Source organism: Gammaproteobacteria bacterium (assembly GCA_029880545.1).
Lineage (GTDB): Bacteria > Pseudomonadota > Gammaproteobacteria > Acidiferrobacterales > SZUA-150 > JAOUOD01.
On the sequence record JAOUOD010000012.1, the window covers coordinates 53,869 to 65,584 of the forward strand.

At 53.5% G+C, this 11,716-nt stretch carries 8 protein-coding genes and 3 tRNA genes; 1 reads left to right on the forward strand and 10 read right to left on the reverse strand.

Annotated elements, in window-relative coordinates; all coding sequences use genetic code 11:
* Positions 1-72 precede the first annotated feature (72 nt).
* Complete coding sequence (locus OEZ10_12835) at positions 73-852, forward strand: enoyl-ACP reductase (protein ID MDH5633864.1); 780 nt, start codon at positions 73-75, stop codon at positions 850-852.
* Between the two features lie 81 nt (positions 853-933).
* Here OEZ10_12835 and OEZ10_12840 read toward each other — a convergent pair whose 3' ends face one another.
* The 10 genes from OEZ10_12840 to OEZ10_12885 all read right to left on the reverse strand — a co-directional run bounded on the left by OEZ10_12840 (position 934) and on the right by OEZ10_12885 (position 11,686).
* Positions 934-2,808, reverse strand: coding sequence for a SurA N-terminal domain-containing protein (locus tag OEZ10_12840; GenBank protein MDH5633865.1), 1,875 nt, complete (start codon positions 2,806-2,808; stop codon positions 934-936).
* A gap of 252 nt (positions 2,809-3,060) precedes the next feature.
* A tRNA-Asp gene (locus OEZ10_12845) sits at positions 3,061-3,137 on the reverse strand.
* A 38-nt stretch (positions 3,138-3,175) separates the two neighbouring features.
* Positions 3,176-3,251 (reverse strand) — tRNA-Val (locus OEZ10_12850).
* 268 nt (positions 3,252-3,519) lie between these two features.
* Positions 3,520-5,955 carry an endopeptidase La gene (lon, locus tag OEZ10_12855; GenBank protein ID MDH5633866.1) on the reverse strand — a complete coding sequence of 812 codons (2,436 nt, stop codon included), beginning with the start codon at positions 5,953-5,955 and terminating at the stop codon, positions 3,520-3,522.
* 289 nt (positions 5,956-6,244) lie between these two features.
* Positions 6,245-7,540, reverse strand: a complete 1,296-nt coding sequence (gene clpX / locus OEZ10_12860; GenBank protein ID MDH5633867.1) for an ATP-dependent Clp protease ATP-binding subunit ClpX — start codon at positions 7,538-7,540, stop codon at positions 6,245-6,247.
* 106 nt (positions 7,541-7,646) lie between these two features.
* Entirely contained in the window at positions 7,647-8,249 is a 603-nt protein-coding gene (gene clpP / locus OEZ10_12865; GenBank protein MDH5633868.1) for an ATP-dependent Clp endopeptidase proteolytic subunit ClpP, read from the reverse strand.
* 122 nt (positions 8,250-8,371) lie between these two features.
* Positions 8,372-9,679, reverse strand: coding sequence for a trigger factor (tig, locus tag OEZ10_12870; protein ID MDH5633869.1), 1,308 nt, complete (start codon positions 9,677-9,679; stop codon positions 8,372-8,374).
* Positions 9,680-9,795: 116 nt separating this feature from the next.
* Positions 9,796-9,880: transfer RNA gene (locus OEZ10_12875), tRNA-Leu, on the reverse strand.
* A 281-nt stretch (positions 9,881-10,161) separates the two neighbouring features.
* Positions 10,162-10,467, reverse strand: coding sequence for a PilZ domain-containing protein (locus OEZ10_12880; GenBank protein MDH5633870.1), 306 nt, complete (start codon positions 10,465-10,467; stop codon positions 10,162-10,164).
* 247 nt (positions 10,468-10,714) lie between these two features.
* A complete protein-coding gene (locus tag OEZ10_12885; GenBank protein ID MDH5633871.1) occupies positions 10,715-11,686 on the reverse strand; it encodes an AAA family ATPase in 972 nt (323 codons plus the stop codon).
* Positions 11,687-11,716 lie beyond the last annotated feature (30 nt).

The window sequence follows — 11,716 nt, forward strand, 5'->3', positions numbered from 1 at the left end:
TCCGTAAAGACCCGCAGGCCCCGGTCGTTCGCGGCTGGCGCCTATCGTAACAAAAACTGAGGGAGAATAAACATGGGTTTTCTGGCAGGAAAACGGGCGCTGATTGTTGGCGCGGCCAGCGAACGATCTATCGCCTGGGGCATTGCCAAGGCAATGCATCGTGAGGGCGCGGAACTGGCGTACACCTACCAAACCGAAAAGCTGAAGGCCCGGGTAGACAAAATGGCAACCCAGACCGAATCGGACATTGTGTTGCCCCTGGACGTCAGCAGCGATGAACAGATTGACCATGTCTTTTCCGAACTCGACAATTACTGGGACGGGCTGGACATCATCATTCATTCCGTTGCCTTTGCGCCGCGCGACCAGCTGGAAGGCAATTACGTGGACGCGGTGACCCGCGAAGGCTTCAATATCGCCCACGAAATCAGCTCCTACAGCTTCGCAGCACTGGCCAAGTCAGGACGCCAAATGATGCAGGGTCGTAATGGCTCAATGCTGACCTTGAGCTATATTGGCGCCGAACGGGCCATCTCCAACTATAATGTTATGGGGCTCGCCAAGGCATCACTCGAAGCCAATGTGCGCTACATGGCGGCGGCATTGGGTCCGGAAGGCATTCGCGTAAATGGCATCTCCGCCGGCCCCATCAAGACCCTGGCTGCTGCCGGTATAGGTGATTTCCGGAAGATATTCGACTTTTACGAAAAGAACGCGCCGCTGCGCCGGGGCGTGACCATCGAAGAAGTTGGCAACTGTGCCGCGTTCCTGTGTTCCGATTTGGCATCCGGCATCACCGGTGAGGTGACCTACGTTGACGGTGGCTTCAGCAAGGTGGCCGTCAACACCTGACAGATAACCGGTTCACTGAAAACAAAAGCCTGCTTGAATCAAGCAGGCTTTTTTTGGTCCATATGTCTGCAGGCAGGCCTGCTACAGATTCTCCGGGAATATCTTGACATCCGCCTGTTCACGCAGGCCGGCCTGGAAGTTGGCAAAGTAACCGTCGCCCTGTCGTCCGGAAAGGGTCTCCTGCATTCGTTTACGATCCGCCGCAGAGGCAGCATCTGCCTTACCTTCGACAATGCGAACCAGGGCAAATACAGCAGCACCCTTGACACCAAGGTCCACATCACCCAGCACCTGCCTGCCTTCGACTGGATGATCAGCGGCAAATGCAGCCGATACCAGCGCGTTATCCACACCGGTATTCTGCTCCTGATTCAGGGTTTTGGCGCTAACCAGTCGGAAACCCAGGCTGGCTGCCGCTTTACCCAATCCCTGCTTGTCGGCTGCCTGACGAAGCTGGTTACGCTGCTCAACAACCATGGAGGCAGCTTTCTGGTTTCGCAGAATATTTTCGATGTCATTCCGAACCTGCTCATACGGCTTCGCCTTGCTCGGCCGATGCCCCGAGACACGCAATGCCACCAGTGTGGTGTCGCCCACTTCCAGGGATTCGCTATTACGGCCCTGGTCAAGCACTTCCGGATTGAATGCCGCCTCGACCACCGGGCGCTTGGATGTAATTCCGGCCTTGCCACCGCTTCTGCCAAACCAGTCTGAGGTTTGCAGCTTCAGGCCCAGCTCTTTCGCTGCCGGTTCGAGGCTGTCCGGATTTTCAAAAACAAGGTTATAGAACGTTTCGTTCAAACCGTAAAACTGCTCTTCGCCTTTTCGCTGACGATAGGTTTTGATCAACTCGGCGCGCATCGATGCATAGGGTTTACGGACAGCTGGCTGAAGCTCGGTAAGCTTGATCAGGTGATAACCAAACTGGGTTTTGACCGGGCCAACAAGCTCTCCTTTTTTGCCAAGGCTCATGGCCGCCTGCTCGAATTCCTTGACCATCACTCCCGGCTGCAGGTAACCGAGGTCACCACCTTTGCCAGCAGAACCCGGGTCATCGGAGTGTTTCCTCGCCAGCGCGGCAAAATCCTTGCCCGCACCCAGTTGATTCGCCAGATCATTGGCTTCGTCCAGAGCCTTCTGGTCATCGCCCTCGATCAATATATGACTGATCCTGCGCTTCTCTTTTTTCAGAAACGCTCCAGATGAGGTCTGGTTATAAAACTCCTTCAACTCTTCCTCGCTGGGTACATACCCGGCAGCAAGTGCTGCCGCAGACAACTCAATATATGATACCTGCACCTGCTCCTCAGTCTGAAAGCGGGAAGTATTGGCTTCGTAGTACGCCCGCATCTCGTTATCGGTGATCTTCAGCCCGGAACGGAAACGTGAAGGCTCGATCAATACGTAATCAATAACGCGCTGCTGCTGCGCCAGCGCAAGGGCCTGATCAACAGCCTTGTCAGTGACAATGGCGGATTGACGATAGGTATCCAGTAGTTGCTGCAGCGCCAGGCTTTCACGTGACTGGCTTTCATATTCGCGCACACTGGTACTTGCCGAACGCAACGCGGTTTGATACATCGCCGGATCGAACTGGCCATTGGTCTGAAAATATGTTTGCGAACGGATATAATCACTCAGCTGAACGTCGCTGGCCCTGTAACCAAGTGACCGGATCTCAGCCATCAGCAGCGACTCGTTAATCAGAGACTCTACTACCTGCTGCTTGATGAACGGGTTATCCCACATGGATGGCGGAACATTGGATTTGTAACGGTCGAGCGCACGCAGATAAACCTGCTTGGGCACTTCAACACCCTTGCCCTTTGCCACCAACAGGTTCGAGCCACCCTCAAAGTAGGAATTGATTCCCCACAATGAGAAGACAGCAATAATAATGCCTACGATAAGTGCGGCGGCGACGCCACGTGTTTTTTCTCTAATAGCAATCAGCATGGGAACTTACTCTGCGGCTTGACCAAACTGGTATCGGTTCAACAATCCATTGGTTGTCTTGTTTATAGGTATCTGTGGAATGCGGTTCGCCGGCCGTACCGGTAAAACCTGTCCGGGCGCAAGTTTACTATGTAAAAGCCGGTGAAAATAGAGGGGCGGGACCGATGCTGCGGCCCAGGCCGGATCTGATGAATTTCGGATTCTCGGGCAATGACATCCCGGGAAGGATGCCGCCGAGTAAACTAAGGAAAGTGGCGGAGCGGACGGGGCTCGAACCCGCGACCCCCGGCGTGACAGGCCGGTATTCTAACCAACTGAACTACCGCTCCGCAGAGACTGCGCAAATCCCGCCGGCAAGGGCGAGAAATGGTGGGTGCTGAGGGAGTCGAACCCCCGACATTCGCCTTGTAAGGGCGACGCTCTACCAGCTGAGCTAAGCACCCGCGCTATCTGGCATTTTCTTTTCCCTGTCAGGACAGTTATCCACTTCAGGGCTTCCCTGGGGTGTCACCTGGCAAACCCTGCCAGCCCCGAAGGCGCGCTAGTGTACGGCATCAGCGCATGCTTTGCCAGCACCAATTCCATCAAATTTTGCCTGTCAGAAACCATTGCATCAGGCAAAAAAAGAGGCCCGGATCAAGTCCGGGCCCGCTTTTTACAAGCCTGCGGCGTCACTGTCAAGAACGCCGTTGCAACGCATGAAGCCCCGTATCAATGAGTCGTCAATGACGATTTCACTTCACCACCCTCACCGGTTGCAGCCACCGGCTTTTCCGGCGTTTCTTCTCTCGGTTCAGGCATGCGCTCCAGCGCGGTTTCCAGCACTTCGTCAATCCAGCGTACCGGTTTTACGGTGAGATCCTTGAGCACGTTTTCCGGAATCTCGGTCAGATCTTTTTCGTTGCCATGCGGAATCAGTACCGTCTTGATACCACCACGATGGGCCGCCAGCAGCTTTTCCTTAAGGCCACCAATGGGTAGCACTTCACCGCGCAATGTGATTTCGCCAGTCATGGCGACATCCGCCTTCACCGGGATCATGGTCAACATGGACACCATGGCTGTGCACATGGCGATACCGGCGCTGGGGCCATCCTTGGGAGTCGCACCCTCCGGAACGTGGATATGGAAATCCTGTTTCTGGTAAAAATCGGATTCCAGGCCGAGCTTCGCGGCACGACTGCGAACCACGCTCATCGCCGCCTGGATGGATTCCTGCATGACATCTCCCAGCTTGCCGGTGATAGTCAGCCTGCCCTTGCCAGGCACAATAACGCCTTCGATAGTCAGCAATTCGCCGCCGACCTCGGTCCAGGCCAGACCGGTAACCTGGCCGACCTGGTTGCTTTCTTCAGCTTCGCCGTAGCGGAACCGGCGCACACCCAGGTAATCGGAGAGATTGCCGGAATTGACCTCGATATGTTTCTGGTCAGTTTCCTTGAGCACCAGTTTCTTGACCACCTTGCGACAAACTTTCGCAATCTCGCGCTCGAGATTACGAACACCGGCTTCACGCGTATAGAAGCGCACGATATCGCGAATCGCTTCTTCAGAAACAGTCAACTCACCCTCGTTGAGGCCATTGTTTTTCATCTGCTTGGGCAACAGGTAACGGATAGCGATATTGGTTTTTTCGTCCTCGGTATAACCGGACAGGCGGATCACCTCCATTCGATCAAGCAACGGGCCCGGAATATTCAACGAGTTTGATGTGGCGACAAACATTACATCCGACAAATCGTAGTCCACCTCGAGATAGTGATCACCGAATGTATGGTTCTGCTCCGGATCCAGTACTTCAAGCAAGGCTGAGGATGGATCACCACGAAAATCCATGGACATCTTGTCGACTTCGTCCAGCATCATCAACGGATTCCTGACCTTGGCCTTGCTCAGGTTCTGGATAATTTTTCCTGGCATGGAACCAATATAAGTACGACGATGCCCGCGAATCTCGGCTTCATCACGCACTCCACCCAGCGCCATGCGAATAAACTTGCGACCGGTTGCCCGGGCAATAGACTGACCCAGCGAGGTCTTGCCGACGCCCGGGGGTCCAACCAGGCAAAGAATCGGCCCCTTGAGTTTCTTCACTCGCTGCTGAACCGCGAGGTACTCGACTATGCGTTCCTTGACCTTCTCAAGACCATAGTGATCCTCTTCAAGCACTTCCTCGGCAAACTTGAGATCCTTGGTAATCTTGCTCTTCTTGCGCCACGGCACGTTCACCATGGTATCGATATAGTTACGGACCACGGTTGCTTCCGCGGACATCGGTGACATCATCTTGAGCTTGTTAAGCTCGGCTTCCGCCTTGTCACGGGCTTCCTTGGGCATACCAGCCTTGGTAATCTTTTTGCTCAGCTCTTCAATCTCGTTGGGCGCCTCATCCATCTCACCCAGCTCTTTTTGAATCGCCTTCATTTGTTCGTTGAGATAGTACTCACGCTGGCTCTTTTCCATTTGCCGCTTGACCCGGCCGCGGATACGTTTTTCCACCTGCAGCAAATCAATTTCGGATTCCATGACTGACAGGATGTGCTCCAGGCGCTGGCGAACATCCCCCATTTCGAGAATTTCCTGCTTGTCCTCGATCTTGAGGCTTAAATGCGCAGCGATGGTATCGGCCAGTCGACCCGGCTCTTCGATACCGTTTACCGAGGTCAGGATTTCCGGTGGAATCTTCATGTTGAGTTTGACGTACTGGTCGAATTCGGACAGCACTGATCGGGTCAACACTTCGAGCTCGCGTTCATCGGCGGCTTCTTCAACCACGTTCTCTACTTCAGCAGCAAATCCCGTCTCACTTTCGACAAACCGTGTAACCAGTGCGCGCGCCTCGCCTTCCACAAGCACCTTAACGGTGCCATCGGGCAATTTCAGCAGCTGCAGAATACTGGCAATGGTGCCATATCGATGGATTTGCTCGGGCTCAGGATCGTCATCAGAGGCGCTTTTTTGGGCTACCAGCATGATTTTCTTGTCAGACTCCATGGCCTGCTCGAGTGCGTCAATGGATTTGCGTCGCCCCACGAACAGGGGGATTACCATGTGCGGGAACACCACCACATCACGCAATGGCAGGACGGGCAAAAGCCCTCCGTTATCAGGTGCCTGGCCAGGTTCGTTATTTGTTTCATCTGTCATGGGTGCTGTTCTCTATTCGTTTCTAATGGACTTCGCCAGGTGGCCATTTCTGCCGCAGCATGCTGCTACCTGTGGACACCGCCAGACAAAGTCATGATCGGTAGACAAACCGTACTCTCCGGTTTGTCTTTCTTGGGGTTGAAAAACAGTCATTTCAACCTGAAATCGATAATCGCTGGCAGATCCTGTGCCCTTCTGACCCGGGTCCCGGATACCCAATCTCCAGGAATAAAAAAGCCCTGCAGAACAGGGCTTTCACTCTGATCAGGGACCAGCGCATCCCTCGCCCTCAAGGGTTATTCGCGCGCTTCTCCTCGCTTTCATCGGCATATATCAGCAATGGCTGAGCGCCGTCGGTAATAACATTGGCTTCAATGACAACTTTCTCAACGTTATCCATCGAAGGCAGATCAAACATGATGTCCAGCAGTGCGCTTTCAATAATGGAACGCAGGCCCCGAGCACCGGTTTTGCGTTCCATGGCACGGGTGGCCACAGATCGCAGGGCATCATCCCGCACTTCCAGATCCACGCCTTCAAGCTTGAACAGCTTCTCATATTGCTTGACCAGTGCATTCTTCGGCTCGGTAAGGATCCGCACCAAAGCTTCAACATCCAGTTCCTCGAGAACGGCGAGTATAGGCAGTCGGCCAACAAATTCAGGGATTAGCCCGTACTTGATCAGGTCTTCAGGCTCGATAGCCTGGAGCAGTTCTCCGACTTTCTTTGACTCGGACTTGCTCTTGATCTCGGCGCCAAAACCTATACCACTCTTCTCAGAGCGCTGCTGGATAACCTTTTCCAGGCCGGCAAATGCGCCGCCACAAATAAACAGGATTCCGCTGGTATCAACTTGCAAAAATTCCTGCTGTGGATGCTTCCGGCCTCCCTGTGGCGGAACTGACGCTACTGTACCTTCGATCAGCTTGAGCAGGGCCTGTTGCACACCCTCACCCGAGACATCACGGGTAATGGAAGGATTGTCAGATTTCCGTGAAACCTTGTCGATTTCATCAATATACACAATGCCCTTTTGAGCTTTTTCGACATCGTAATCGCACTTTTGCAGCAGTTTCTGAATAATATTTTCCACGTCCTCGCCAACGTAGCCGGCTTCGGTCAACGTGGTGGCATCGGCAATGGTGAAAGGGACATTCAGCAGTCGCGCCAGCGTCTCAGCCAGAAGCGTTTTGCCGGAGCCTGTCGGGCCAATCAGGAGAATATTGCTCTTCGCAAGCTCAACATCACCGCCCACCGCTTCCTGGTGGTCAATACGCTTGTAGTGATTGTAAACGGCAACAGCCAACACCTTCTTGGCAGCAGACTGGCCAATGACGTATTCGTCCAGAATCTTGTAAATTTCGTGTGGTTTTGGGTACTTTTTGCCGGTACCAGTTGCGCCTTGCTCTTCCTGCACTTCCTCACGAATAATGTCATTGCACAGCTCAACACATTCGTCGCAGACAAAGACGGACGGTCCTGCAATCAGCTTTCGGACTTCATGCTGGCTCTTTCCGCAGAATGAACAGTAAAGAAGCTTCTCGCCCTTGCCGTCACCCGAACCGCTGTGATGATCATTACTCATTCATCCACCTCAGATCTACCGACGCCGGCACAACCGGCGCCCTCTACAAACCAAATCGCGCTTTTTACAATGTATAGCACGGAGCCAGTCTTGTACACCCTCCAGGTTATGCGCGATTTGCAATAACATTATCAATCAGACCGAATTCCACAGCCTCGTCGCCACCCATAAAATTGTCACGATCGGTATCGCGCTCGATTCGATCCAGCGGTTGCCCCGTGTGGTATTGCATGATCTCGTTCAGGCGTTGACGTACACGCAGAATTTCCTTGGCATGGATGTCGATATCCGTGGCCTGGCCCTGGTATCCGCCGAGCGGCTGATGAATCATCATGCGCGCGTTAGGCAATGCAAATCGTTTACCCTTGGCGCCGCCGGTCAACAGCAATGCTCCCATACTCGCCGCCTGGCCAATACAGACGGTACTGACATCCGGTTTTATGAACTGCATAGTATCGTAAATTGCCAGACCGGCAGTGACTGCGCCGCCGGGAGAATTTATATAAAGATGAATATCCTTGTCCGGGTTTTCCGATTCCAGGAACAACAGTTGCGCCACAACCAGGTTAGCCATGTGGTCTTCAACGGGGCCGACAAGAAAAATCACACGCTCCTTGAGCATGCGTGAATAAATATCAAATGCACGCTCACCGCGACCGGTGGTTTCGATCACCATTGGTACGAGGCCGAGCGCTTCAGGTTGCTGCATGCCCAGACCATGTCCTGCACCAGCAAACGGTGGTTGTGTTTTAAATGTCATGCGATATCACCTTTCCCCTTGTCTGATTTCAGGATTTCCTGACCCTTGCCAAAGACTCAACTCCAGCCAGCCTAAGCGCGGCTCGTGGATTTCACAAGCTCCTGGAAACCGATTTTCGACTCCTTGACCTTGGCCGTCATCAGCACCGCATCGACCACCAGGTCTTCCAGCACAGCCTGCTCGAGACTGGCCAGGCGGCCTGGCTTTTCATAGTGCCACGCAACTACGGCTTGCGGAGACTCGTAATTGGCCGCCAGATCCTCTACACGCTGTCTTACCTGGTCAGCATCGGCTTTCAGATCCTTTTCCTTTACAATTTCGGCCATAATCAGGCCCAGCGCAACCCTGCGCTCTGCAAGCTTTTCATAGATATCATCAGTAATCATGCTGTTATCGCCAGCCAGCCCCTGGGCCATGCGCTGCTGCCGATCTGATTCCCTCATATGGCGAATTTCCTGTGAAATCAGCCCCTTGGGAACGTCAAATTCATTCACCTTTAGCAGCGTTTCCAGGACCTTGTTGCGCAGCAGGTTGCGCTCACGCTGTTTACGCTCGCGCTCAAGATTGTCGCGCACGTCAGATTTCATCTGCTCGACACCACCATCAATACCCAGCTCTTTGGCAAATTCGTCATCCAGGGGCGGTAATTCGGGCTCGGAAACGGTCTTTACAGTGATCTCAAACTGGGCTTTTTTGCCGGCAAGATTTTCGGCACGATAGTCCGCCGGGAAAGTTACATCAACGTTGACGGTTTCATCAGGCTTGGCACCCTTGATACCTGCTTCGAAGCCTTCGATCATGGAACCGGAACCCAGAACCAGTGGCACCGCTTCAGCGCTGCCTCCGGCAAATGCCTCTCCATCAATGCGGCCAACAAAATCAATGACCACTTGATCGCCATCAGCAGCTGCCCGATCTACCGGGTTCCAGCTCTTGCGCTGTTCGAGCATGGTGTTGATGGTATGATCAACATCGGCGTCGGTAACTTCAGCGACAATTTTTTCCACTTCTTCTCCGGACAGGTCCGGTTTTGGAATGGCCGGGTAAACATCAAATTCGGCGACGTATTCAAATTCCTTGCCGCGCTCAATGGTCTTCAGTTCAATGCCCGGCAAACCTGCCGGAACAAGGGATTCCTGGCTCAATGCTTCCTGGATACTGTTCTGAACCAGTTGATTACTGGCCTCGGCCAAGGCATCGCGACCGTACTGGGCTTCCACCACTTTCATCGGCACCTTGCCTTTACGAAAGCCTGGCATGCGTACGTTTCTGGACAATCGTTTAAGTTGTTCAGCAACTGCGGTCTCCAACTCCTCAGCCGGGATGGATACCGTTATGCGTCGACCAATGGATCCTGTTGTTTCAACCGAAACCTGCATTTCACTAACCTCTGATAAGTTACTGTTTCTAAATATCTTTTACTACTATCAGGTCACACCGGCTCAAATCCGGCCTGGTTTGTTCGATGTGATACCTAATATATATCGACAATATCTGGTGCGAATGGGGAGAGTCGAACTCCCACGGGATACCCCACTGGAACCTAAATCCAGCGCGTCTACCAGTTCCGCCACATTCGCAGGGCGCAATTTGGGGCGCAATTCTGCCACAAGCGCTGGCCCGATGGCATAAAAAAGTCATTCTGACTTGTAGTGAGATCACATTGGAAGGGGGTACCGGGGACAGTACCGCCCCCAGGGCCACCTGGAACTACCGCGGAGAGATTCGATTGATGACTACTGCCACGCCCGTTCGGAGGGCAGACCCAATCCACCCCGGTGATGTCTGCATCAGCACCCGGGTATTTCAGGTCTCGGGATCAGGCAATAGCCTGCAGAACCTGAATTGAGTGTGGAGTCGTTCAGGCGCTCTTGGCTACCGCATCCCGCGCCAGAAATCTTACCGCAACACCATCATCAGAGCAGCGCACCACCTGGATCTGGACGGTTTCAGATTCCTGACCGAATTCGGTATGCACGCTGATTGTCAGGTAACCCGTGTCACCAACGGCCAGCGAATGAATGGCGCCATTATCTGAAGCAAGGAATGCGCCGCCCGCACTGAAGTTCCGTGATCTCACCTCGTGGGACTCATTCTTGTCCATATCCAGCTGCGCATTAATCGCCAACGGAATACGCTCGTATTCGCGCCTATCTTCGTGCCCCATAACCCCTCTCCCGAGAATCCGCTTTAGACAGTCGTCTGATTAAGTATTGATAAAGTAATATTTATAATTGATATATTGCGTGCACACCTAAATAGTATAGACATATTTTTTCTACTGCCAACCCGGGATGCAGTGTACGCTATTGCCAGCCATGGTTGTTTCGGGCAGTCATCTGACTCGGTAATGTGAACCAGTTAGCGCCATGACGCCCTAAACCGAGTCAGCCAGAAACCGGAAAAACCAGGACTCAATCAACAAACAGGTAGCGCTCCTGCCAATGACTTGTTACAGCAGCCAGCGCCTTGGCGGCACTGGATTCGGGAAACCGCTGAAGAAAATTTTGCCCCATGCGTCGGCAACGGGTCACCGCATCGTCTTCAGGAATAGTCCCAAGCACCGTGGCGGCATTGCTCAAATGCCGCATCAGGTTCTTGTTGACACGCTCTACCTGGGCCAGGTCGCCTTCGGCGACACGATTGAGAATAACGGCTGGCTGGAATTGCCTTAGCCCTGCCCCGATCAATTGGCGCGCAACGTCTTCGCCCAGGCGATGCTTGACGACATTGAATATATCTGCGACCCGCACCGGTTCCTCGCCACAAGTCTTTATCAAACCCGGGTGTGCGTTCTCGATCAGATCTATAACATGGTGAATTAACGCTTTCTTGAGGAACGAGATTAATGCCGTCATTGCCGACAAATCTGCCGTCGCGATCGCCAGCCTGTGGTCGGCACCCAGGAAAAAATCAATGTTGTCCTGCGAACTGCCGGCACCAATATCCAGAAAAACCAGGTCCGCATCCAGCCCCGGTAATGCACCGAGCAGCCTGTGCTTTGCCTGTTCCGAGAAACCGGTAATCGAAGATTGCCTGCCTGCAGCCGGAACAATCGCCAGCTTTTGATTGTCTTCCATGGGAACAACAAGATCGTTCAAGGTGGTGACACTGCCGGACAGGAAGCTGTCCAGCGACCGGTCAACACGCCCGATGCCGGCGGAGAGATGCAAGTTGCCTACACCAAAATCGAGATCTACAACAACAACGCGATATCCTGACCGCGCCAGGTACCAGCCCAGACCGAAACTGCTAAGCGTCTTGCCAACTCCCCCCTTGCCGGAAGCAACCGCCACAATCTTTGGCGGAATTCGTTCCTTATCAACAGAAGCCGTTGTTGCAAGATGCTCCTGGTCAACAGTCATGCTCGCGGTCATACTTTCCATTCCTGATACCTGTCCCCGTTTAGCCCTTGA

What these genes read in the sequence shown, in the direction of transcription:
- OEZ10_12835 (MDH5633864.1), top strand. Translation starts at nt 73, where the DNA reads ATGGGTTTTCTGGCAGGAAAACGGGCGCTGATTGTTGGCGCGGCCAGC.
- OEZ10_12840 (MDH5633865.1), bottom strand. Translation starts at nt 2,808, where the DNA reads ATGCTGATTGCTATTAGAGAAAAAACACGTGGCGTCGCCGCCGCACTT.
- lon (MDH5633866.1), bottom strand. Translation starts at nt 5,955, where the DNA reads ATGACAGATGAAACAAATAACGAACCTGGCCAGGCACCTGATAACGGA.
- clpX (MDH5633867.1), bottom strand. Translation starts at nt 7,540, where the DNA reads ATGAGTAATGATCATCACAGCGGTTCGGGTGACGGCAAGGGCGAGAAG.
- clpP (MDH5633868.1), bottom strand. Translation starts at nt 8,249, where the DNA reads ATGCAGCAACCTGAAGCGCTCGGCCTCGTACCAATGGTGATCGAAACC.
- tig (MDH5633869.1), bottom strand. Translation starts at nt 9,679, where the DNA reads ATGCAGGTTTCGGTTGAAACAACAGGATCCATTGGTCGACGCATAACG.
- OEZ10_12880 (MDH5633870.1), bottom strand. Translation starts at nt 10,467, where the DNA reads ATGGGGCACGAAGATAGGCGCGAATACGAGCGTATTCCGTTGGCGATT.
- OEZ10_12885 (MDH5633871.1), bottom strand. Translation starts at nt 11,686, where the DNA reads ATGGAAAGTATGACCGCGAGCATGACTGTTGACCAGGAGCATCTTGCA.